The sequence below is a fragment of the Cytophaga hutchinsonii ATCC 33406 genome (assembly GCF_000014145.1).
Lineage (GTDB): Bacteria > Bacteroidota > Bacteroidia > Cytophagales > Cytophagaceae > Cytophaga > Cytophaga hutchinsonii.
In genome coordinates this window covers 2,704,546-2,727,465 of record NC_008255.1, presented here as the reverse complement: position 1 = coordinate 2,727,465, position 22,920 = coordinate 2,704,546, and the positions used below count along the sequence as shown (strand labels likewise).

General features: G+C 38.2%; 21 protein-coding genes. 4 read left to right on the top strand and 17 right to left on the bottom strand.

The window, feature by feature from the left end; all coding sequences use genetic code 11:
• Window positions 1-7 precede the first annotated feature (7 nt).
• From CHU_RS11510 to CHU_RS11485, 6 genes are read right to left on the bottom strand one after another with little or no spacing between them, the layout of a single operon-like run.
• Window positions 8-1,735, bottom strand: coding sequence for a leucine-rich repeat domain-containing protein (locus tag CHU_RS11510; RefSeq protein ID WP_238379268.1), 1,728 nt, complete (start codon window positions 1,733-1,735; stop codon window positions 8-10).
• A 25-nt stretch (window positions 1,736-1,760) separates the two neighbouring features.
• Window positions 1,761-2,528, bottom strand: coding sequence for a hypothetical protein (locus CHU_RS11505; protein ID WP_041932356.1), 768 nt, complete (start codon window positions 2,526-2,528; stop codon window positions 1,761-1,763).
• Window positions 2,529-2,558: 30 nt separating this feature from the next.
• Complete coding sequence (locus CHU_RS11500; RefSeq protein ID WP_011585735.1) at window positions 2,559-4,232, bottom strand: hypothetical protein; 1,674 nt, start codon at window positions 4,230-4,232, stop codon at window positions 2,559-2,561.
• A gap of 56 nt (window positions 4,233-4,288) precedes the next feature.
• Window positions 4,289-4,984: a hypothetical protein gene (locus CHU_RS11495; RefSeq protein WP_041932355.1), complete on the bottom strand. Its 696-nt coding sequence runs from the start codon at window positions 4,982-4,984 to the stop codon at window positions 4,289-4,291.
• Window positions 4,985-5,003: 19 nt separating this feature from the next.
• On the bottom strand, window positions 5,004-5,690 hold the full coding sequence (locus tag CHU_RS11490; RefSeq protein ID WP_041932354.1) for a hypothetical protein: 687 nt from the start codon (window positions 5,688-5,690) through the stop codon (window positions 5,004-5,006).
• Window positions 5,671-6,063 carry a hypothetical protein gene (locus CHU_RS11485; RefSeq protein ID WP_041932729.1) on the bottom strand — a complete coding sequence of 131 codons (393 nt, stop codon included), beginning with the start codon at window positions 6,061-6,063 and terminating at the stop codon, window positions 5,671-5,673. Before CHU_RS11485 ends, CHU_RS11490 begins: the two co-directional genes overlap by 20 nt.
• A gap of 357 nt (window positions 6,064-6,420) precedes the next feature.
• On the opposite strand from CHU_RS11485, the gene CHU_RS11480 reads away from it, so the two are divergent.
• The 3 genes from CHU_RS11480 (at window position 6,421) to CHU_RS11470 (ending at window position 9,276) form a co-directional block, all read left to right on the top strand.
• Window positions 6,421-7,488 (top strand): hypothetical protein, encoded by a 1,068-nt coding sequence (locus tag CHU_RS11480; protein ID WP_143144121.1) that lies wholly within the window; start codon window positions 6,421-6,423, stop codon window positions 7,486-7,488.
• Window positions 7,489-7,684: 196 nt separating this feature from the next.
• Window positions 7,685-8,446: a type I methionyl aminopeptidase gene (map, locus tag CHU_RS11475; RefSeq protein WP_011585730.1), complete on the top strand. Its 762-nt coding sequence runs from the start codon at window positions 7,685-7,687 to the stop codon at window positions 8,444-8,446.
• Between the two features lie 32 nt (window positions 8,447-8,478).
• Window positions 8,479-9,276, top strand: coding sequence for a hypothetical protein (locus CHU_RS11470; RefSeq protein WP_011585729.1), 798 nt, complete (start codon window positions 8,479-8,481; stop codon window positions 9,274-9,276).
• Window positions 9,277-9,353: 77 nt separating this feature from the next.
• On the opposite strand, the gene CHU_RS11465 is transcribed toward CHU_RS11470, so the two are convergent.
• The 4 genes from CHU_RS11465 to tnpA all read right to left on the bottom strand — a co-directional run bounded on the left by CHU_RS11465 (window position 9,354) and on the right by tnpA (window position 14,444).
• On the bottom strand, window positions 9,354-11,090 hold the full coding sequence (locus CHU_RS11465) for an FAD/NAD(P)-binding protein (RefSeq protein ID WP_011585728.1): 1,737 nt from the start codon (window positions 11,088-11,090) through the stop codon (window positions 9,354-9,356).
• Between the two features lie 15 nt (window positions 11,091-11,105).
• Window positions 11,106-12,170: a zinc-binding metallopeptidase family protein gene (locus CHU_RS11460; protein WP_011585727.1), complete on the bottom strand. Its 1,065-nt coding sequence runs from the start codon at window positions 12,168-12,170 to the stop codon at window positions 11,106-11,108.
• Window positions 12,171-12,358: 188 nt separating this feature from the next.
• The gene (locus CHU_RS11455) at window positions 12,359-13,582 is read right to left on the bottom strand and encodes a zinc-binding metallopeptidase family protein (protein ID WP_011585726.1); all 1,224 of its coding nucleotides are present in this window, start codon (window positions 13,580-13,582) and stop codon (window positions 12,359-12,361) included.
• A 412-nt stretch (window positions 13,583-13,994) separates the two neighbouring features.
• On the bottom strand, window positions 13,995-14,444 hold the full coding sequence (gene tnpA, locus CHU_RS11450; protein WP_011585725.1) for an IS200/IS605 family transposase: 450 nt from the start codon (window positions 14,442-14,444) through the stop codon (window positions 13,995-13,997).
• A 123-nt stretch (window positions 14,445-14,567) separates the two neighbouring features.
• Here tnpA and CHU_RS19425 point away from each other — a divergent pair, with 123 nt between their 5' ends.
• Entirely contained in the window at window positions 14,568-14,777 is a 210-nt protein-coding gene (locus CHU_RS19425; protein WP_011585724.1) for a hypothetical protein, read from the top strand.
• Window positions 14,778-15,734: 957 nt separating this feature from the next.
• Here the strand turns inward: CHU_RS19425 and CHU_RS11440 are convergent.
• From CHU_RS11440 to topA, 7 genes are all read right to left on the bottom strand, one after another.
• Window positions 15,735-16,196 (bottom strand): TerB family tellurite resistance protein, encoded by a 462-nt coding sequence (locus CHU_RS11440; protein ID WP_238379267.1) that lies wholly within the window; start codon window positions 16,194-16,196, stop codon window positions 15,735-15,737.
• Window positions 16,197-16,435: 239 nt separating this feature from the next.
• A complete protein-coding gene (locus CHU_RS11435) occupies window positions 16,436-16,873 on the bottom strand; it encodes a TerB family tellurite resistance protein (protein ID WP_011585720.1) in 438 nt (145 codons plus the stop codon).
• Between the two features lie 140 nt (window positions 16,874-17,013).
• Complete coding sequence (locus tag CHU_RS11430; protein ID WP_011585719.1) at window positions 17,014-18,174, bottom strand: iron-containing alcohol dehydrogenase; 1,161 nt, start codon at window positions 18,172-18,174, stop codon at window positions 17,014-17,016.
• A 201-nt stretch (window positions 18,175-18,375) separates the two neighbouring features.
• A complete protein-coding gene (locus tag CHU_RS11425) occupies window positions 18,376-18,567 on the bottom strand; it encodes a cold-shock protein (RefSeq protein ID WP_011585718.1) in 192 nt (63 codons plus the stop codon).
• A 129-nt stretch (window positions 18,568-18,696) separates the two neighbouring features.
• Complete coding sequence (locus CHU_RS11420) at window positions 18,697-19,389, bottom strand: SIR2 family NAD-dependent protein deacylase (protein ID WP_011585717.1); 693 nt, start codon at window positions 19,387-19,389, stop codon at window positions 18,697-18,699.
• A 230-nt stretch (window positions 19,390-19,619) separates the two neighbouring features.
• The gene (locus CHU_RS11415; protein ID WP_011585716.1) at window positions 19,620-20,162 is read right to left on the bottom strand and encodes a hypothetical protein; all 543 of its coding nucleotides are present in this window, start codon (window positions 20,160-20,162) and stop codon (window positions 19,620-19,622) included.
• Window positions 20,163-20,234: 72 nt separating this feature from the next.
• On the bottom strand, window positions 20,235-22,760 hold the full coding sequence (gene topA, locus CHU_RS11410; protein ID WP_011585715.1) for a type I DNA topoisomerase: 2,526 nt from the start codon (window positions 22,758-22,760) through the stop codon (window positions 20,235-20,237).
• Between the last annotated feature and the right edge of the window lie 160 nt (window positions 22,761-22,920).

Genomic DNA, 22,920 nt, shown 5'->3' with positions numbered 1-22,920 from the left:
ATTGATTTTAATAAAATGTTTTGATTTTTGTATAGTCAAACAACTGCTTATATACATCCGGCACGTTATTTTCCATTCCCATATTGTCTATGTATAGCTTTTCCATTCCGATCATGGATTTCGGTAAGACAGTGACATTGGTTAACGTAAGACTTAGATACGTTAAGTTTTTTAACCGGTCAATGTCTTCCGGTAATGAAGGGATAGGGTTAGCGCCGATCTTTAATCGTTCCAATTGTTCCATTTCTAAAAATACGTGTGGAAATTCTGTTAGCTTATTTGAAAACAGGTCAATGTTTATAAGCGCGGTGAGCTCGGCTATTTTAGGAGATACGGTATGAATGTTTCCGTACGTGATGGATAGCGATTGCAGTTTGGTAAACGTTGTTATTGCATCTGGAATTTCAGTCATGCCCGTTGTCATTTCCAAATGTTCAAGATTTTTCAAACGTTCAATTTCAGGAATCCATTCGTTACAATTTTCTGCATATATTTTCAGACTTGTTGTATGTTCCGGATCAAGCAGTGCAACCTGTAATGTTAAAGGCAATGCGCTGAATTCTTTCTCTGTCATATCTGAAGGAATATCGTCAGAAGGATTGCTTGTTGTTGCCGTGCGCACAACAAATACACCGCCGCCCAAGCGATTGTCCCCTGAATTCTGAACCGATTCCATAAATACCAATGAGTTTTTTGTGCGAATATTTGCCGGGAGTTCAAAGGTGCGGAGCCCTAAATGATAGGCGGGAATGTAATCTGCTTTTTCTACATCCAGGATTTTAATTTTGAAGAGTTCTCCGTTCGTTTTAAAGTTTATATATACCGTACCGGAACTTTCACCGGGTACATATACCGGAATCACTCCAACTTTCATAATGCCCTGCCAGCCGGAAGAATATTCTTTTCGGTATCTTTTCATGTGAAAGGTTTGATTGAAACCTGTTCTCCAGTAAACAAAGGGATTGGTATTTTCGGTTACAAGCGGAATCATTTCGATTGCCGCCGATGACTGCGGAAAGTTTTCCTTGTTACGTATATCCGGGGTGTAATAATCATCAAAGTTATTGATGGTACGATCTTCCTGATAATTGCAGATCATGCGGCTATCGCGTAAGCCGGAAAGCAGGATTTCAACCTTACCGCCACGTTTGAAAATTACAGCTGCCTGATGGATGTCGTCGCGCGAGGCACGGAGATTTATAAACTCAATATATTCAGACGTTGCATACAATTCCATAAAAAGTTTTTCAAATGCTTTTGAGCCCAGGTCCAGTTTTTCATTATGGATCTGATGATAGCGAAGTGTATCTGTTTTACCTGTTTCTAAAAAAGGAATATAGGTGTGTGGCCCGTAAAAACAGCCGCTGCGGTAGGAGAAACGTAAAGGTGTTTCAAATGTAATAACATTTGTTCCTTTATCATCCAGCAGTGCATATGCTTTGCCTTCGGATTTACTGGTATGTTCATATATTTTAAAAGGCCCTGTTTCATCTAAGTCTGAATAGACCATGTATTGATTTAGAGCAGGAATATAGAAGTAACGCGGGTAATAAACCCGTCCGCGTAACACCGGTGCGAGTTCAAAATTTTTCGATTTGCTTAATATCACATTTCGAAATAGGTAGGTATACTTCATCGGGTTCTGTGCCTGACTTAACAGAAAGAAACCCAATATAAAAACGGGGATGAGTATAAAAAGACTTGTTAGTTTGAGCATGGAGAAGGATTGTAGCATGTGCAGTTTATCTGCTTTTACTATATTAATTGTTCAGTAGATATTTTTTTGTCAATCGGTTGTTAATATACAAGTCTATTTTATTATCAGGAAGAAGAATAAACTTGATTGGGTAAATATTTTTTTTAGTTACCCAAAAACAGACGTCAAATGCAAAGCTTTCTTTTTCATTACACAAAGCATAATCGAATGGAAAGTCCTGCCAAACCATACGGTTTGTTTTAGATGACATGTATCTAAATGTTACCTGATCGGTTCTTCTTGGAATATATCTGTTGGGATATGGATTTGAAGACGGATCTATGTCTGTACTGAGACCCGTTGTTTGATTTTTAAAAGAAATGCCATGGATAAGTGTCATATTATCTCTTTGGTTTTCAAATTGAAAATTACAGATGCTATAATTTTTCCCCCAGAAGATTATAGTACGGATATGGTTGTATGTAAATCGTCCAATGACAAATGCAGCAATTACACAAAGCGGAACAATAGCAACGCTATTTGGAAATTCTTTTTTCATTAAGAAGCATAATGCCCATAAGCTGCAAAGCAATACACTGCCGGCGAAGAGTAAGGGTGCTGCAAAAACAGATGCGCCAGGCCCGTTGCTTCCGCCATTTGGTGATGCGTGCGATAATGCTACAACGTAAGATATCAGTACAAAGGATATTAATTCAGATGCGATCAGTGCAACAGACCAATGTATCAGCCATAGCAATAACCACTGCAAGCCTGCCATAGCAAGCAGAAATAATAGTAGTACTCCTGTTATTTCTTTATCCGGTTGTTTCATGTAGAAATATATTAATGTACGTTTGATTATTTATGCTTCACAATAATACTTATACCATTCCGTCAGGTCTTTCGATACCACTTTCATCTTTTTAATCAATACAGTATTTGTGTACAATTCTTCCAGAACCGGAAATACATATTCTTTATTAAAGACATCATGATCCATGTCGATAGTGTCAAGATATTGCAGTATGGTTGTCAGATAAAGATCGCCTTTTTTCGCCAATTCGTGTACCGCATGGCATAAGGCTGTTTCTTCCGCATTCCGGTAAAGATATTTTGCTTTTGGGTAAGCAATGAAATGTTTAATAATAGCCTCTACAAGCTCTGGATTATGATGTACTGCTTCTGCGAAGAATGCGGGTTCGTTTACCGTTTTTCCGTTAGAATCTTTTAACAGGAACAATAATAGGGAACCAACACCTAATGCTTTTAAGTCCGAAACGAGCACGTTCATTTGAAGTAATGCTTCTTCTATACCTTGTTTTGTTGAGAGATCTATTACTTCAATCAGTATATAGTCCTGGTTTTCGATCTCAGACTTTTGTTCTGCTGAGTACTTCAGGTTGAATATTTCTTCCAGGCTTGTTTTCTCAAAGGTTAAAGGAATCGGCTTTTCAATATCTGAATAAGCAATATCGGGCATCGAGGTTTTGTAAAAGTTTATATCTTCTGCCAGAATAATGGAAGACCTGTTAACATGATATACATGCGCATGAAAATATGTATGATTAAACATGCCTTCTTCTGAATTTTCTGCCCGGTTTGCAGTAACCAGCAGGGGAGACAAAATAAATTCTGAATTTATTTTCCGTAGAATACCTCCGCGCCAGCAAAGCCATATAGCATCAGGTGTTACGTATATGCTTGTCAGGTTTTCGTAATATGTTCTTAAGGCATTTATATATGCTTTATTGCGAATAGATGATAGGAAAAGCTCTGCCATTTCTTCGCATTCATACGCGCTGCAGGCAAGCTGATAAGCCGGAAAATCACGTACCGGTAATACGTGCAGGGGCTCGAAATTAGTAAGGTTAAATAAAAAAATTCTGAATTCAAAACGTATTTCTCCTGAGGCAGTTCCTTTATATGTTACATCATCATAAGCTGGTAGAATACCTATGTTTTTAACTGTATCAAGAACCGGTGTGAATTCATCAAAGGAAAATTGTGGTGCATAGGGAAGTTCATACTGATTCATCGTTTTAGTTTCCATGTTCAGTACAGAATAAAAATGTTTGTATACTTTCTGATCGTTTATATAGCTCCAGTCGTGTTTATAAAACAGCAGGCATCCGTCTTTTCTGATCTGTAACGATCTGGAAAAGATATCAGGTAGTGCAGTCGTTTTTAGTTGAAAAGAATCCAGCGAAAGCTGTAAAAGTTTTTGACCGGAATCTGCAGAAAAGGCAACGTATAAAATGGACCGATCTATAGAAAGCACAGCCTTTGCATCTACCTCTGCGTTTAGTTTATGATCCAGCAGTAATTCTTTTTTATCCGCATCGTAGATACGTATCCATCCGTCCCAATTCATTACAATAAATTGGTTTTCTGTATAAAATTCGGAAAAGACAATCGGCTCGTCATCGCCTTTTAATGGAATGTTCCAGTCGTTGACATATGCGTCTCCTGCAGATTTGAATATGTTTACATGATTTATACCTTTCTGTTCGATCAATAATTTATATGTTTCAGACATCGGAGTATTTCTATTTTAATATTTCGAAGAGAATTCTTTCTTAAAAGGTTACTGACTCAAATAGATTCGTTTCGGTCAACATTTGCTGTGTTAGTTCCGGCTGATTCTATTCTGTAATCTGTAAGTACGGTATGCCAGTAACCATACAGTGCAACTGAAAAATACCCGGGCTTGTTGCCGGTTACATTTGCATAAGCAGTTTCCAGCAGCGTAAATAATTTCAATTTGAACAACTCATCAAACAATGCCATGGGCATATTATCATACAAGTCATTATAAAGAAATTCTTTTTTTTGTTCTGATTTGCCGATCAGTTCATACCATGCCTCCGTAACAAGGTATACAGATAACCTGTTTAAGTCGAGAGCATGTCCGCCTAAGGCTGGTTTTTTTTCATTTACAACTGTCCAGTTATTATCCGGGCCTGCATCCATGTGGGATAAAAAATTGTATGCACATTTTTCATGTGCCTTGCCAATAGCAGGGTTTTGAAGGTCATATGAGTCGTGGTACCATTCGTAACAGATCGCTTCATAATGCAGGGGCTCTTTGTTTACGATATAAATTGCCTGCTGCAGCTCTTTGGTAAGCTGTACTATAATTGATTCGCTGTCAATGCCGGTAAGCGTTTCCTGTACATCAGATGGCGACATCAATAAATCCGCTATAATTTCCGGATCTGTTGCCTGTAATTCTTCCCAGATACGTTTCGTACGGGCTTCTATTCTGAGTAACCTGTTTGAAGGATTCATGTATGTTATGTTAAAACACTCAGAGCGCTTTCTGTATCGAATGAAAAAGCGCTTCTTTTTGTTTGGATAAAAATACTTCTGAGTCTTTTGCAAAAACGCATAGAAGATGTTTGTTATTCAAATGTGTCTCTGCTGTTTTACCCACCTGTATACCAATACTGGAGATGCTTTCCGGTATCAGTTCTTTTCCCGTACCATCGCTCATAAGCGTCGAAAAGATGGAGGGCAATGTTTCGGTTAACTGCAATGCCCGGCTTCTGTAAGCTTCTGTAACAGTATCAAAAGAAACAGGTATCCGTGCAGAAACAATCTGTTCGATCTCATCTTCTATGGTTTTGATTTTGCGTTTTACTTCCAGTTCCGAAACAACAGGCTGTTGGTTTGATGCGATAGCGAGAAACACATTCGGATCAATAAAGGAGAGTGCAGATATCTCTTCGCACTGAATCAGATGAAGCTTCTGTCTTGCTTGCGGCTCAGCTTCTTCAGAAAGCATCAGTAAATTTTCGTCCACAGATCTTTTCAAACCAAGTACACTTCCGCAAAACGTTTTCCCGGAACGCAAAGACACTTCAAGCTTTGGTAAGCCGGAAGTGTCTGTTGTGTTTTTGGCTACTTCTTCGAGGAGTTCAAGCCACGTAGAAATATTTTTTAATAGATCTTTCTGAAAGGAGTGAATCACTGAATTATAGTTGCTTTTCAACATAAGCAGCAATTTGTGAATCTGTAAAAGAGCTGAACGTATCACCCGCCAACTGAAAATTTAATGAAAGTATATTGTCTTTCAATTCCATTTTTACATCATCCCGTTGATCTGTATTGGTCAGGTGAATGGTAGCCATTTTATCTTTTAATGCTTCTTTACCCATATCATCCTGGCAGATTTTTTTTACAAAACCTTCAATGTCATCAAATACAATATCCAGTCTTGAAAGCGGATATTGATCAAAAGCTGTGAATGTTGCCCAGTCGATATTAACTTTGATCGGATAACCTGCTTTTTCATTCAGCTTTGATTCAAATGCAGGAAGTTTGTCTGTTTTAATTTCTTCGGCTAATCTTTTTTCTGCTAGTCCCATGATTATTTTTTTTAAAAGTTGATTGTAAAATATTAAGTTGATTCGTAAACGGTTAGAATGTATATCAACACAGTTGGTTTCTCCTGAAAAAAGCGCAGGCACGTACCCAGTTGTTTTGATTACAGCTATTCGGTATTAAGGTAATAAATACTCTTTTATGTTCTAAAAGTATTTAGTGAACGGTAGCTTTTAAAATGTAAACGGTTAGAAAAATTTAGGATGATTAAATGTTGTTATGTGGGAAAGTATTCGGCCACATTGAATTGTTTTGAAAGCATGTACTTCCGTTTTTATTTATGTTTACCGTTTATACATAAATAGTAACTGACTTTAATGGTTGTGGAATTAATAAAAACATTGACTGAAAGTAAGCCGGCTGTTGAGGCACTGGATGATGCAAAAGTAGTTGTAGTCCAGGATAATGGTGTAATTACGGTGGCTTATCTACATACAAATAAAATGCTTTCCGTTAAACTGAATGCGCAGGCAGTACAGATCCGGATACATAAGGCAAGTGTGTATGTTTCTGCCAAACCGTTTTTAATTCCGATTACTGCAGACAATGAGGAATCGGAGGAAGTGCTGGCAAATAATTTATTAGCGGGCAGAAAGACCGGTGTTACATTATATAAAATCGATATTGAGGAAGATGCATTAGTTGTACGCAGTATGTTTGATAAGGTTGGTGGATTTGCAATTAAAGAAGATCGGATTTATGCCTGCAACATTTATTCATACGGCTTTTATGTATTGTCGTTGGACTTAACAGAAATTGAATGTGTTCCTGTTCAAATAGAGCCGTCAACCAGGAGACCATGGTATTCCAATATTACCATCATAGACAATACACTGTTTTTAATGCAGGAAGAAGACCGCATCCGTTGGTTTACGTTAGAAAGTAACATTGAAGAAAGAGGAATTGTTGAACCTGAATTTCCACATCAGACTGCTTTTGTTTCATTAAATACAGCACCCGGAAGAATCTTGAAAATCGGCGGACATATACTGTGTGTGCTTGAATCCGTAGAACCGGTTGTAATTACTTTTATAGGCGGCAAACCAATTGTAGCGGTAGATCCTAAAATAGTTTTTCCATTAATGTATAAGGAAAAATCTGCTGTTTTACATCGTGTAAAAGAAGCTACAGAGCAATGTGTATTGGCGATGGACCGGTATCGGATCATAGTAACCGACGCCGGTATGCGCACCGTCTACCATGGGTTTTGTTTGGATGAAGTGGATGAAACGCTGAATGTAACACGCATTACTGCCTTCGGAAAGTACGCGGTTTGTTTTGCATGGACATATGCCGGAAAATATCCGCTTGTTGTTTTAAATCTGACAAATCCTCGGGAACCTGTTATTGCTAAGATTATTGATTGTGGTGCTGTATCCTGTGCAATTAAAATTGATGCAGATGAATAGTGAATAAACGTTCATTATCGATAGCATCGCTTCAAAGCATCTATCGTATAGTCTTTATGTATTAAGTTAGTCATGTATGTTAATCAGGCTCTTTCAAGAAGTTGGTGATTTGAAATGCGCATAAAAATCAATAATTTACCTACGTGTTCACGTAAAAACAGTATACAAGAGTTCTTCTTAAACCAGAATTACCGCCATGTCGATAACAACAGAAGCCGAATTAGACGGAATGAAAAAGGTAAGCGAAGCCGTAGCCTACACATTAAAAGAGATGCGTAATTATGCGCAGCCGGGCCTCACTACAAAACAACTCGATGATTTTGGAGGGAAGATCCTGATGGACCTTGGAGCAAAATCTGCTCCGTATGAAACATACGGTTTTCCTGGTTTTACATGCATCAGTACCAATAAAGAATTCTGTCATGGTATACCATCCGATAAAAAAATACTTCATGAAGGTGATCTGATCAACATAGATGTATCTGCAGAGCTGAATGGTTTTTGGTCAGATAATGGTGCATCTTTTGTGTTAGGTAAAGATGTAAACAATCATCAAAAACTTATTGATGCATCCAGGCACGTATTGCGTAAAGCAATTGATCATATAACAGGCGGTGTGCGAATCTCGGATATTGGTTTTTTAATGGAAACCGAAGCAAAGAAACACGGTTTTAAAGTAATTAAAAATCTTACCGGACATGGTGTCGGCAGAAGCCTGCATGAAGAACCTAGTGAAATAGCCAATTACAGAGATCCCTTTAACCGCAAACGCTTTACTAAAAATTCTGTTGTTGCCATTGAAACATTTATTGCAACAGCATCAACCTATGCTGAAACACTTGAAGACGGCTGGACAATGGTTGGAAACAGAGGAGGCTTTATGGCACAGCACGAACATACCATTGTTGTTACAGACGGTAAGCCGGTTGTATTAACAGCAATGAATGAAATTTGGTAATGAAACGCAGTTTTGATTATAAGCAGATATAAATGGAGCAGGAAATTAATGCTCACGCATTAGATAAAAGATTTTATACCAATCAGGAAATAAAAATATATGATTCGGTTAATTTAATACGTGTAATACGTACCGTTCCTAAAGGAACACTTTTAGCATATGAACGTTTGGTAATACGTAAAGGCCAGCCGCTGGCCCGGAGAATAGAGGCTAACGGAGATTATTCGTATTTCAGTTATAAAGGATGTACCACAGAATGTTCGCAGTGTGTGGTATTAGAGGGAGGTTTGGATGTGCTGGATATTGAACCGGCAAATCTAACGGGAATAAAAATTAAAGTAGAGAAGAAAGCGTTTGTTGACAAAAATGCAAAACTGGAAAGCGGCCAGGTACATATACAGAATGGACAAACGGTTTTACTGTTGAATCAGGAAGTACATGAAAAAAATAAAATTGTCAGCGTTACTATTCATGATACGTATCAGCGCTATACGCTGATGCATTTGCAGCCAAACACACTGTTTTATTCATTCAAGGAAAATTTTCTTGCAAAAGGCACTACGATTATTCTTTTGGATGGCCGCCGGAAAGTATTATTTCATGAAGATGGGTTGTTTAAAGAAATTCTTGATGGATGGGCAAAATTCCAGATACGCATCATGACTCTATTGGCGCTTTTAATACTGGGATTTGGTATCTGGACGATTGCTGCTAAAACAGGCTATTTGGTTATTGTAGGTTTTGTAATGATTCCCGTAGCATTTGGTTTAGCTTATCTGCTTACGTTTCCCATACTTTTCCTGATAAGATATTTGATACGTTACTTATAAAGAACAGCATTGTTAATGCTGCTGTTCATATATTTAAAACGAAATCTTACAAAATGTTCAACATATAATCCGGCATCTTATTCGTTATATGTTTTTGCAGCAAGCACGTGTCCGCTGATCAAGTGTGAAGCCTTATTACAGAAATCCAATCCGGAGTAATCTGGATTATAACCTGAAATAAACGGGACAGCCATAATGTAAATGCGTTCATTTGCAATTCCTGAATCGTTTATTACCTGAAAACTATCGTTGATTGCAAGACCCGGTACATCCATAAAATAGGTGGCGTCCGTTTTTTTGTGTACGTTCTTATTTCCTTTTTTTATTTCCTGCTCAGCTGCTTTAGTATCTTTAAATGCTAAGCATGCCTGACTGATTGTGTTTTCCTTACGAAGTGTTTTGAACGGAAATTTTTCCAGCGGTAAATCTTTTTGACCGATAGCATCTATAAAGGTATTGTAAAATGACGCAACCGGTTCATCGTTTTCAGTTTTATACTGATAAATGATACCGCCGTTTTCCTGAGGCTCAATGTGGCTGTTTTTATCTACCTTAATAATGTTGAGTACATTAGCTGCATGCAGTGCCAGTATTTCTCTGGCAGAACCTTGGGGCACAAATGCAATCACGATGGAGATTAATTCACCAAGTGTATCATGAAGACGCTTCATGTCTTCTGCAGAAAAATACTTTGCCGGATAATTCAATGTGAAGCTTAAGGCAGCCAGCATTTCTTTCCAGTAAATAGGTTGTTTCCGTTGGATAGATGTTTCAGCTTCTTTATATTCTGCCTCAAAAAGTAAAAACGGGTCTCTCTGTTCCCGTTGGTTCATCATATAGGTTACAAAAGCCTCCATATTCATATCTTGAATACAGGCATAGAATTGCGGATCTTTTTCTTTAAGCGGATTTTTGAAAGCGAATTCAAAAACAAAATTCAATGATAAGAAGCCGTTGTTCTCTGCTCTGTTGGTTTCTACAACTTCCGGAGTGAGCAGATCATGCGTTGATGGCTGCGCTTCTTCTGTATGAATGCGTATGGCAGGAAGCATACCGCTTGTTGAAAATAAAACCATCTGGAAAGAAGGATTATCGTCACTGATTGTGTAAGTAAGCATTCCATTGTTACTTTCTTTGAAATGCCCGTGCGTGCGTGAAAGCGTCCGTATCGCATCAATAGCAGTCAGAGATGTTCCACGTATCGCTACAGCATGGTTCATTTTATATGTCAGTTTCGATGGGGGGTAAGGAGAGTCGTAGTATCCCTGAATGTTATCTTCGTATGTTTTGGGCCAAAAATGACCCGTGCAAATGATGCAGGCATCAAATTCTTCAGAACCAATTTCTGCGTTTTCAATACAAACGGTATCTGTTTCAGGTTTATCCTGAATGTCTGTTACATTGTGATTTAAACGGACATGTATCTTTATGCCCATACTTTCTCCGGTATCTATCAGGAGCCTAAATTGGGCAGATAAATAGTAGCCTACCAATAAGCGCGGCAATACTTTATATTCATTAAAGTGCAACGGATCAATATCGAATGTTTGAAGTATATTCAACGGAACCGTATGTATCCATTCCTGCATTGGAGTTATAAGTTCCGGAATTTCATTTGCAGAAATATTGGCAATATGTTCGGTGTTTGCTCCTGCAGCACTATAGGGCATGCCCGCACCGAGTGAATCTGTTTTTTCAAAAACGTACAGTTCTATATCCGTACGTTTCGAATCAATAAAATGCTTGCAAATGTATAAGGCGCCCGGGCCGCCGCCAATAAGAGCTATTCGTTTAATTATCTTTTCTGTATTCATTATAAAAATAATCTGTTATTGTACCGTTCTGTTCACCTTACATACTTCATGAATAAAAGAAAGTTTTTCTACTATTTTTTCAGAGATCACAAACGGATAAAAATCCGTATACCCCATGCTGCGGTTCAGGTTATTTACCGCGAACGTTAGCGGTACCCACATGTTGAACAATACAGTGAAATCACTTACGGTATAAGGATCAACGGTGATGGCTGTAGTAATACTGTTTTTGCTCAGATGGACGGTATTCAACGAAACACCAAAGAAATAAGCCGTTTCAAGTGTATCCATTAAGTGCATATAATGCGCCCACGTTTCGGCCCAATCTTCCCATGGGTGAGAGGATGCATACACACTGATGAATTTATTCTGCCAGTCTGCTGCGGGAACCGTACTGTAATAATTGAGTAAGGCCTGATCATAATCATATGTTTCATCGCCGAAAATTCTTCTGAAATCTGCTAGCTGCGGACTGTTCTGAATGAGCAGATCCCAATAATAATGTCCGATCTCATGGCGAAAATGGCCAAGCAGTGTTCTGTATTTTTCTCCCAGGTCAAGTTTATGTTTGGTGCGTTCGGCTTCATCCGCTTCATCTACATTCAGGGTGATTACACCTAAGTCGTGTCCCGTCATGACCTTTTCGTCCGGAGAAAGATCAACCATGAAATCAAATGCTATACCGGAAATACTGTTGTTTATTTTTTTCTCTACAGGTAAATTAAGGCGCAGTAAAGAATAGATCAGACGATGTTTTGCAAATTCTATTTTGCTCCACCGTGCATGGTTTTCAAGATTTTCAAGAGGTGGTATGGTTCTGTTCAGGTCACATGCCAGGCAGTAAGTAAACGGACTATCAGCAGGAATAAGCCAGTTGCAGTTACCGTGCTGCGTATTCAGGCAGTATTTATAAGGGCTATGATTTATTACGTCTGAAAATGTAAGCGTGCCTTCATTTTTCTGTAAGGTAACCATCGATAATTGGCGGCTGTCAAAGCCTACAGGGTGGTTACAATGCAGGCACAAACTATTTTCAAAATATAGGGAGTTACCGCAATTTCCGCAGGAATATAGTTTCATGCTGATAGAGATTAATTGAATTGTAAGTTAAAAATGGATCAAACCATATAGAGTGCAAAGCAACAGCTATTGGCGCAGTATCATCTTACAGAAAAATCAGAATAGTTTATATCTTTCAAAGGTGCAGGGCCTATAAATAAAGAACCTCAGTAATCCAGGTTCTTTATTATAAATGGAAGCAGTTGAAATTATTTGGTTTTGAATATGGAAGCCAGCAGAGAAGGCTTTGATTCTTTAGAAACGGTATCCTGTGCTTGTGCTTGTACCTGCGTTTGAACCTGATTTTGTTCTGCTGTAAGCGTTTGCTTTTCTTTTTCCGTTATTGGTTCTTTTTTCTCTTTATCCGGTTTTTCTTCAGGCATGCGGTGCTTTTTACAAAGCTTATGAATGAAGGAAAGTTTTTCGATAATTTCTTCAGAAATCACAAAAGGGTAGAATTCCGGATGGCCCATACTTCTGCTAAGTCCGTTAACAGCGAAACCCAGCGGTACCCACATATTGAAGATATCAATGAATTTTTTTATTTCGTATGGGTCAATTATTTTGGATGCGGTAATATTTCTTTTGCTCAACGATTCTGTGTCTAACTGAATGCCAAAATTAAAAGCTGTTTCAACCGTATCCATTAAGTGCATATAATGCGCCCATGACTCTGCCCAATCTTCCCATGGGTGAGAGGTGGCATAGATACTGATATAATGGTTGCTGGTATTTTTATTCGGATTGTTGTAGTATGCTCGAAGTGATTGTTCGTAATTAACAGTTTCATTACCAAAAAGCTCTCTGAATTTTTTTAAGAGCTTTGGATCGTTTTTGATCAGAACATCCCAGTAATAGTGTCCGATTTCATGGCGAAAATGTCCTAAAAGTGTACGGTACTTTTCGTTCAGATCGTATTTGTGTTTTGCACGTTCGGCTTCATCCGCTTCCTTGATATTAATGGTAATCAAGCCGGATTGATGTCCTGTCATTACACTTTTTGTATGGTGATCAGCTGTAAAATCAAAGGCAATTCCTTCGATGCTGTTATTGATCTTTTTTTTGATCGGTAATTGAAGTTTTAGGAGCGAATATACCAGACGGTGCTTCGCAATCTCAATTTTATGCCAGCGTTCTCTGTTCTGAGCAATAGTAAGGGGGGGGATGGTTCTATTTAATTCGCAGGCTACACAGAATGCAGACGTACTTGCAGAAGGAATTAACCAGTTGCAGGTTGCTTCCTGAGCATTCTGACAGTATTTATATGTTTTTTTTGTTTGTATATCAGAATAGAATGCTTCATGTTTATTTTTTTGAAGCGTAAGCATGCTAAGCTGTGTACTATCAAAACCAATGGGATTCTGACAGCTCAGGCAGATGCTGTTTTCAAAATAGAGGGTATTATTGCAATGTCTGCAGGTAAACAATTTCATCTTAATACAACCAAATAATTTTTTTCAATACAGTTATTCCAGTTTCATTGAAAAATATATGTGTTAGATATACTTAAAAATACCTTAATATAGGTAAAAAGAAAAATTAGAAATACAAAGAAGCTTACATTGAGCGTATTAAAAAATAAAATACATTGAATTACCAATGTTAGCTCTTCCAATAGATGAATACGTTCATATAACGTACCGGAATTATCCTATGGCCATCAGGACCCAGTTAAAACTATTAGAACGTATGGTTAAGAATACGAAGCGTATACCACATCATAAGCCATCAGAATAATGATTAAGTATTTCGGCCGTGATTAAACATTGCAGCCATGTTTAATAATTACACCCTGTTTAACCATCATATGCCTGGTTGAATAGTATATCCCATTGTTTTAATCCATCAGGACCCATGGTTAAAACCATGTGCTGAGTGATATATTTTAATCAACGAATTGTATTCCTGCTCAAACGATTTTAATGCATGATGTGTCTTTTGATTTTGAATATAGGCGTCAACCTTTCCTACGATTGATTCACTTACGGAATAAGCAGCATAACCAGTTTGCCATGAAAATGTTGTGTAGCATAAATTATTCTGATTGATGTAATGGGCAGAGCTGCCTTTTATTTGTTTGATTACTTCTGAAATAGACTTCTGTGTGTTTAATAGAAACAAACAATGTATGTGATCCGGCATGCCGTTTATATTTTTAATGTAGCATCCACATTCATTAAATTGATTTTTAATAAATGTGTAGATATGTTGTTCGTGATGTTTTTCAATAAGTTCAGTTCTGTTTTTAGTAGACCAAATAGCATGAATCCATATTTTGCTTAATGCGTGTGACATAATAATTAATAGCGGTTAGAAAAATTAAATAAAAATTAAGAACTGCTAATTTAGATGTTTACAAAAAGATGTGTGATATGCATTTGTTAATAAATGATGATTTAAATGAATGATGTTTGCTGAATGTTTCCAACCCATGGTTTCAACCATGGGAAATATGATGTCCCCATGGTTGAAACCATGGGTTGGCATGAAACCATTAAAGAACGCATCTGCAGAAAAAAAAAAATAAAAACCGTTAAAACGGTTGTGACATTGGATTGGGAATGCAATGCTATTTATAATCTTGTAATGGTTTTAACCATTTTTATTGTAATGAAATACGTGATCTGATAATAATTTAAATGAATGATGTTTGCTGCATGCTTCTAACCCATTGTTTCAACCATGGGAAATATGATGTTCCCATGGTTGAAACAATGGGTTGGCATGAAACGTTAAAGAACGCATCTGCAGCAAAAAAATATAAAAACCGTTAAAACGGTTGTGGCATTTGATTGGGGAATGCAATCTGATATATAATCTTGTAATGGTTTTAACCATTTTATTGTAATGAAATACGTGATCTGATAATTTAAATGAATGATGTTTGCTGAATGTTTCCAACCCATGTTTCAACCATGGGAAATATGATGTTCCCATGGTTGAAACAATGGGTTGGCATGAAACCATTAAAGAACGCATCTGCAGCAAAAAAAAATAAAAACCGTTAAAACGGTTGTGGCATTTGATTGGGAATGCAATGCTATTTATAATCTTGTAATGGTTTTAACCATTTTATTGTAATGAAATACGTGATCTGATAATTTAAATGAATGATGTTTGCTGAATGTTTCCAACCCATGGTTGAAACCATGGGAAATATGATGTTCCCATGGTTGAAACAATGGGTTGGCATGAAACCATTGAAGAACGCATCTGCAGCAAAAAAAAATAAAAACCGTTAAAACGGTTGTGGCATTGGATTGGGAATGCAATGCTATTTATAATCTTGTAATGGTTTTAACCATTTTATTGTAATGAAATACGGGATCTGATAATTTAAATGAATGGTGTTTGTTGCATGCTTCTAACCCATGGTTTCAACCATGGGAAATATAACGCAACCATGGGTGCGTAAAGCTATATAAAACTGAAATCTGTTAAAACTTTTGTATCACTACTATTCGTATACACCGTTTATCAGATCGCATGCGGTGTACATGAAAAGAACACGTTTAAAACTAAAACAGATACGGCTGTTTTAGAAAATATATATTCATATGAATATATTGTTGATGCTATTGCTGGTTATCTTTTCCCAAGCATCTCACTGATAATTTTTTTCACTTGTATTACTTCTAAATTAAATGATTCAGTAAGATAGCGTGCAATTTTTTTTTCTTTGTTTCCCAATATGCCATCTGCCAGAAGTAATTCCATGATCATGGAAAATAATTCCGGTTTATTATTTTCCGCTACAAGTGGTGTACTGGTATCTATAAGTGCATAACTTCCTATTTTTCTATGACCAAGCATGGCAGGCTGATAATAATCTGCTACCTGCTTTTTTGTAAACAAAGGATGCTTTTCTACCAACTGAAACATTTTTTTTATTTCAGAAAGAGCAATATTTCCGTCTATATACATGCACGCATACATGATCGCGATCCAGGCTTCCTGTTCGCTTCGGGGGCTGTATGAGAAATTGGAAGATGATGTTTTGAAGAGCTTGTTAAAAACGGAAATTTTAAATACGTTTTTTAGTGTCATTTTGTGTATGATATAACAATTATTACATACATACGGATTGGGTAAGAAAGGTGGATTCATAAAGCTATTCATGGGGATTTTATTTTTATGAGTTATTTCTATCCAATTAAGTATGAATTGGATAGTTTACAAAAAGTGTGCCACCGGAAATGAGTTAATCCGGTATTTGAATCAACATATTGTATTTATGTTTAAAAATAAAAAAGCAGAGGTTATTTAACTTCTGCTTTTTCGACGATTCATTCTGCTATGAGCAGATCATCTACAATTTGTTTAGCAACGTCAAATTCTAAATGAAGTGCTTTTGTAAGGTATTCTGCAATCTCTTTTTCTTTTGGTTTTAACTTACCATCTACCAGCAGCAGCTTCATGATCAATTCAAATAGTAATGCCTTGTGATTGTCTGCTATACGCGCTGCACAAATATCAATCAGGTTGTAGCTTCCTATTTTTCTGTCTGCCAGCATAACCGGCTGGTAATATTCAGCAACATGTTTGTTTTTAAACATGGATTGTTTTTCGAGCAGATTAAACATTTCCTGTAATTCATGATCAGAAATATGTTCATCAATATGCATACTTGCATACATAATTCCGATCCATGCTTCCTGTTCGCTTTTAGGTTCGTAACTTTCTGTAACAGTTTTTGAACCGAATAGTTTAGATAAAATTCCCATGGTGTGTTTGATTTAATTAAAGCATTTCTTTCCTCAGAGAAATACTTCGTTACAAGCATGCGCGCACTATTCAAGCTTGTTGCAACGGTTATGAATACCTAATATATTGAATTGATCTGTATATACCAACTCAATATATTTTAGTAACTCATTTCCACTATCTTAAATACATCATCCGGGGTAATATCTTTTCGTTCACCCAATGCGATCCAGCCGCGGCTCTTTAAACGTTCGGCCGCAAAGCCTGCACACTTCTTATAATCATCCGTGTATTCCGAAAGTTTTGTTTTTATATTCAGTGAATGAAAGAATGCTTCCGTCTTCTCAATTGCTTGCATGGCTTTCTCTTCAACACTTCCTGTTTGAATGTTCCAGATACGTTCGGCATATTGTGCCAGTTTCTCTTTTTTAGTATTGAACTTATACCGGTACAGACTAGGCGCAATGATTGCCAGCGTGCGTGCGTGATCAATATCGTATAAGGCAGTTAATTCATGTCCGATCGCGTGTACCGACCAGTCGGTAGGTACACCTTTTTGTATAAGTCCATTCAGCGCCATGGTACAGCTCCACATAAAATCAGAGGCTGCTTCGTAATTCGATTTATCTTTTAAAATAACCGGTGCAATCTCGATCAGTGTCTGCATAATGCTTTCAGCAATCCGGTCCTGCAGTAACGCCTTCGCAGGGTAGGTCATGTATTGTTCCAGCACGTGTGTGAACGCGTCAGTTATACCGTTTGCAATCTGCCTGTCAGGTATGGAATTGATCACCTGCGGATCTAAAACAGAAAATATCGGAAACAGACCCGGACCGCCCATCCCTAATTTCTGTTGGGTGGAACGGCGCGTGATTACGGCCCCTGAGTTCATTTCTGAACCTGTTGCAGGTAACGTGAGTACTGTTCCGAAAGGCATGCCTTTTTCCGTACGTATAGGCTTCGTGAGGATATCCCATGGCTCTTCGCCGGTATAGAGTGCGGCTGACGATAAAAACTTCGTACCGTCGATTACAGAGCCTCCTCCAACGGCCAGCAGGTAGGTAATGTTTTCTTTTTTAATAATAGCCAGTGCTTCCATCAAAATATCGTATTCCGGATTTGCAGGAATACCGCCAAACTCAACTACTTCAAAGTCTTTCAGGGCATTTTTTACTTGTTCGTACACACCGTTTGTTTTGATACTGCCACCGCCGTAAAGCATAAGCACTTTAGCTTGTACAGGAATCTCTTTTGCGAGCGCAGCAATCTGCCCTTTACCGAAAAGAATCTTTGTTGGGTTTTTATAATCGAAGTTAAGCATGGTAATGGTCAGTTGTAAGTAGACAGTAAACAGTAATCAGTAATTATGAATTATAAATTATGAATTATATTTCATACGGACAACATGTCTGTGGTATATACGCTAACAGCGCCAGAACTAACGCTGGCCGCTGATACAAATAAAAAAGTCACGCTGTGAGGCGTGACTTTTAAAATCTTAAATGATTGGTATATATTAAAACTAAACTAGTTTAACATTTACTGCATTTAGTCCTTTTTTTCCTTTTTCAAGTTCGAAAGTAACTTCGTCATTTTCTCTGATCTCGTCAACAAGACCTGAAACGTGTACAAAATATTCTTTTCCTGATTCTTTTTCGATAATAAACCCAAAACCTTTTGAGTTATTAAAGAATTTAACTGTTCCGTTATTCATTATTGTGATGTTATTAATTATTTATATAAAATTACGCATTTAATTTTTAATAATACACTCCTCCATATTATTTTTTTGAAAGCTGCAATATCTTGTAATATTCCGTGAAATATCGCTGATATAAAACGCTTATTTGTACTTTTCTATCAATTCACGTACAATACGCGGTGTGGCAATGCTTGCTTTTTCTGCAACTAATGTTAACAAAGGATGATTTTTTACTGCCGGCATGTTCGGATCAATGACAATTACTTCCGTATCCGGACCTGCATAATCAACCAGACTTGCTGCAGGATATACCTGTAACGATGTGCCGATCACAATAAACACATCTGCCTTAGCGGTAAGCTTTACTGCATCGTCCATTAACGGAACGGCTTCACCAAACCACACAATGTTGGGTCGGAGCTGGGAACCTCTTGTACATCTATCGCCGGGTTTTAATTCCCAGCCGTCGATCGGGTAGATTAGCCGGTGATTGGCTGTACTTCTGCTTTCAAACAATTTACCGTGCAGGTGCAATACATCTGTAGAACCCGCGCGTTCGTGCAGGTCATCTACATTTTGTGTAATGATTTTTACAGGGAAATGTTTATTCAATTCTACCAAAGCAAGGTGGGCTTCATTGGGCTGTGCTTTCAGCGCATCTTTTCTGCGTATGTTATAGAACTCCAGCACCAGCTCCGGATTCTTTCTCCAGCCTTCCGGCGAGGCTACTTCCATCACATCATGGCCTTCCCATAAACCACCGCTGTCGCGGAACGTATTGATACCGCTCTCAGCAGAGATACCGGCACCTGTTAAAACGACCACATTCTTCATATTCTCATATTGATAAAGCCAGATAAAATTACAAATTACAAAATTCAAATAACAAACGGAGGGAAAGGACTGTCTAGGGTAAACGTGTTTGACATAAAAATAAAAAGGAGAACGTTTATGACGTTCTCCTTTTCTAATGCTATAACAAAAACGATTTTGTTATTTGTTAGTTGAATTTTGTTATTTACGTAGGAACAGATTGGTAAGATTTATTGCCAAGGCAGTAAATCTTACCAATCTGTTCCTACGTTTACGGGTTTATCGTTCTGGTTGCCCATTCCAACTTTAATGTTGGCTACAAGTTTTTCCATTTCAGCAGCAGTTAACTTTTTAATATCTCCCCAGCCTTGCATGCTTAGTACATATTTGTTGCACTCCGGTACAGACTTTTCCAACGCACCGCCATTTCCTTTTTCAGACGTATGTACAAAATCTGTAATTACATATTTATAACGGCCGTCTTTGCAGGCAAGCACTACCGTATAGGTAACAATCCCGGCATGCATTAAGCCCGGTTGCGGTGCATGGTAGGAAACTTTAAACTGTCCTTTGTAGCTGTAATACCCATCTGCAGGTTTGTCTGTTAATACCCCGCTGCCGGATATATTCAACCCGTGTGCACGTTTGAATAATACCGCCTGGGTGGCACCATCAACGGTTACCACATCGGTGTAAGCAATTTTTTTAGTTGTTGAATCAACAGCAGGAAGTGATTGTGCCTGCGAACAAACAGCAAGTGCAATGCCTATGAAGAACGAATAAATAATTTTCATCTTGATACGGTTGGGTTAAATGGATATTCAGATAATGTCAACTGGTATGCTTTCAAAACCATGCCAGAAATATTATTTCTTAGCAGTTGTTTTTTTAGCCGATGCTTTTTTAGCTGCGGGTTTCTTAGCTGCCGCTTTCTTCGCAACTGCTTTTTTAGCCGCAGGTTTTTTAGCTGCCGGTTTCTTCACCGCTGCTTTCTTCACTGCTGTTTTTTTAGCTGTAGTTGTTTTCTTTGCAGCTGCTTTACCTTTCTTTGCTTTTGCCAAACCGGCGTCCACATCTGTAGGGTCGTGGTCTAAGCCTGCAATGGCAAGGCATTCCGCGTACGTTAAACTTGCAGGTTCTTTGTCTTTGGGTAATTTGAAATTATTTTTACCAATTGCCAGATAGGGGCCCCATCTGCCTTTTAATACTTTTACATATTCACTTTCCGGGAACTCAAGAATCAGCTTCTCTGCATCCGATACACGTTTTGCAAGAATAAGTTCAATGCCTCTTTCCGCAGAAATCGTCATCGGATCATCAATCTTCGGAATAGAAACAAACTTACTGTTGTGGCGGATATATGGGCCGAAACGGCCGATTGCTACTACCATTGGTTTGTCTTCAAACGCACCAAGCTCTCTTGGAAGTTTAAATAATTCCAGCGCTTCTTCCAGCGTAATGTTTTCAATCAGTTGTCCTTTGCGTAAACTCGCGTACTTCGGCTTGATGCCCTTTTCTTCGTCGGCTTCACCAATCTGTACAAACGGACCATACCGACCCAGCCGTGTGCTGATCTGTTCGCCCGTTTCAGGGTGTGTACCCAGTATACGGGATGTATTTACGGTAGAACGGTCAATGTTTTCTGTCTTTAATACCTGCTCATGGAAGTCGCCATAGAAGCCCTTCAGCATGCTTTGCCATTTGATCTTCCCTTCAGCAATATCATCAAACTCTTTTTCTACCATGGCGGTAAAATTGAAGTCTGTAACACGCGGAAAATGTTCTACAAGAAAATCATTGGTGATCATGGCAAGATCGGTCGGAAACAGTTTCGATTTTTCCTGTCCGGTATTTTCAGTGATAACAGCTGCTTTAACCGCATTATCTTTTAATGTCAGTTGTTTCAGCTTACGCTCTCTGCCGTCGCGGTCTTCTTTAATAACGTATCCTCTTTTCTGAATGGTTGAGATCGTTGGCGCATACGTAGATGGCCGGCCGATCCCCATTTCTTCAAGCTTCTTAACAAGGCTTGCTTCTGTATATCGGGATGGCGGTCGTGTATAACGTTCTACCGCCACGATCTGATTCAGACCTAATTTCTGATTAACGGTTAATGGAGGAAGAGTTGCTGTACCACCTGTTTTTGCTTCGATTTCTTCTTCGTCTTCATCCTCTTCGTCTTTAGACTCCAGGTATACTTTTAAGAAACCTTCAAAGGTGATCACTTCACCGGTTGCAATAAAATTTTCCGGTCCTTTATTATTACCGATTGTTACAACGGTACGTTCTAATTTGGCATCTGCCATCTGAGAAGCAATTGCACGTTTCCAGATCAGATCATACAAGCGTTGTTCGTTGCGGTCTGAACTTGCCTGCTGTACGTTGAAATCCGTCGGACGGATGGCTTCGTGCGCCTCCTGTGCATTTTCAGATTTACTCTTATATTTTCTGGTGAATGCGTATTCCCCACCATAGTTAGTTGTAATAGTAGTGCGTGCGGCATCAATGGCAAAGTCCGACAGGTTTACCGAATCCGTTCTCATATAAGAGATCTTACCGGCTTCATACAAACGCTGTGCAACGGTCATGGTCTGTGCCACGGAGAAGCTAAGCTTGCGCGATGCTTCCTGCTGTAATGTAGAGGTAGTGAATGGGGCAGAAGGTGATTTTTTCGCCGGCTTTTTTTCTAAGTCACGTACAAAGAAATCCGCACCAACCAGTTTATCTAAAAATGCCTGCGCTTCTGCTTCTGTTTCAAAACGGTTCGGCAGTTCAGCTTTGATCGTTTTAGTACCATCTTTGAATTCTGCTGTTACTTTAAATAAAGCAGTTGCATTGAACTGGTCCACTTCACGCTCTCTGTCAACTACAATACGCACGGCTACAGATTGTACCCGGCCAGCCGATAAACCAGCTTTGATTTTCTTCCAGAGCACAGGTGACATTTCAAAGCCTACAAGACGGTCAAGGATACGGCGTGCCTGCTGTGCATTTACTAAGTCAATATCTATACCGCGTGGTGTTTGTACGGCATTTAAAATGGCATTTTTTGTAATCTCACGGAATACAATCCGTCTTGTTTTTTTATCATCCAGATCCAGCGATTCTTTTAAATGCCAGGAAATAGCTTCTCCTTCGCGGTCATCATCGGTTGCTAACCAAACCATTTCGGCTTCCTTGGCTAGCTTCTTTAATTCCTTTACGACATCTTTTTTATCGGGAGAAACCTCATACGTAGGCGTAAAATTATTTGCTATATCGATGGCCTTATCGCCTTTCTGTAAGTCTCTTACGTGACCATAACTCGACTTAACAGTAAAATCTTTTCCAAGATACCCTTCAATGGTTTTTGCCTTTGCAGGGGACTCAACTATGACTAAATTCTTTGGCATCTGCCTTCTATTTATAAATGAACGGAACAAAGATGAATATTTTTTTTTCTAAAATGCAAACATTCAATTCAATGAATTGAATTAAAATGGTATTTAACAAAGTATTTATATGAATTCAATTTATTGAATGATTTAAATTGAGGAATTTTATGTAATATGC

Excerpts from the sequence above, each read along its gene's own strand:
- CHU_RS11415 (WP_011585716.1), bottom strand. The coding sequence starts at position 20,162 with ATGAAAATTATTTATTCGTTCTTCATAGGCATTGCACTTGCTGTTTGT.
- map (WP_011585730.1), top strand. The coding sequence starts at position 7,685 with ATGTCGATAACAACAGAAGCCGAATTAGACGGAATGAAAAAGGTAAGC.
- CHU_RS11505 (WP_041932356.1), bottom strand. The coding sequence starts at position 2,528 with ATGAAACAACCGGATAAAGAAATAACAGGAGTACTACTATTATTTCTG.
- topA (WP_011585715.1), bottom strand. The coding sequence starts at position 22,760 with ATGCCAAAGAATTTAGTCATAGTTGAGTCCCCTGCAAAGGCAAAAACC.
- CHU_RS11495 (WP_041932355.1), bottom strand. The coding sequence starts at position 4,984 with ATGAATCCTTCAAACAGGTTACTCAGAATAGAAGCCCGTACGAAACGT.
- CHU_RS11490 (WP_041932354.1), bottom strand. The coding sequence starts at position 5,690 with ATGTTGAAAAGCAACTATAATTCAGTGATTCACTCCTTTCAGAAAGAT.
- CHU_RS11485 (WP_041932729.1), bottom strand. The coding sequence starts at position 6,063 with ATGGGACTAGCAGAAAAAAGATTAGCCGAAGAAATTAAAACAGACAAA.
- CHU_RS11435 (WP_011585720.1), bottom strand. The coding sequence starts at position 16,873 with ATGGGAATTTTATCTAAACTATTCGGTTCAAAAACTGTTACAGAAAGT.
- CHU_RS11470 (WP_011585729.1), top strand. The coding sequence starts at position 8,479 with ATGGAGCAGGAAATTAATGCTCACGCATTAGATAAAAGATTTTATACC.
- CHU_RS19425 (WP_011585724.1), top strand. The coding sequence starts at position 14,568 with ATGTTTCCAACCCATGGTTTCAACCATGGGAAATATGATGTCCCCATG.
- CHU_RS11510 (WP_238379268.1), bottom strand. The coding sequence starts at position 1,735 with ATGCTACAATCCTTCTCCATGCTCAAACTAACAAGTCTTTTTATACTC.
- tnpA (WP_011585725.1), bottom strand. The coding sequence starts at position 14,444 with ATGTCACACGCATTAAGCAAAATATGGATTCATGCTATTTGGTCTACT.
- CHU_RS11430 (WP_011585719.1), bottom strand. The coding sequence starts at position 18,174 with ATGCTTAACTTCGATTATAAAAACCCAACAAAGATTCTTTTCGGTAAA.
- CHU_RS11465 (WP_011585728.1), bottom strand. The coding sequence starts at position 11,090 with ATGAATACAGAAAAGATAATTAAACGAATAGCTCTTATTGGCGGCGGC.
- CHU_RS11440 (WP_238379267.1), bottom strand. The coding sequence starts at position 16,196 with ATGACACTAAAAAACGTATTTAAAATTTCCGTTTTTAACAAGCTCTTC.
- CHU_RS11420 (WP_011585717.1), bottom strand. The coding sequence starts at position 19,389 with ATGAAGAATGTGGTCGTTTTAACAGGTGCCGGTATCTCTGCTGAGAGC.
- CHU_RS11460 (WP_011585727.1), bottom strand. The coding sequence starts at position 12,170 with ATGAAACTATATTCCTGCGGAAATTGCGGTAACTCCCTATATTTTGAA.
- CHU_RS11500 (WP_011585735.1), bottom strand. The coding sequence starts at position 4,232 with ATGTCTGAAACATATAAATTATTGATCGAACAGAAAGGTATAAATCAT.
- CHU_RS11455 (WP_011585726.1), bottom strand. The coding sequence starts at position 13,582 with ATGAAATTGTTTACCTGCAGACATTGCAATAATACCCTCTATTTTGAA.
- CHU_RS11425 (WP_011585718.1), bottom strand. The coding sequence starts at position 18,567 with ATGAATAACGGAACAGTTAAATTCTTTAATAACTCAAAAGGTTTTGGG.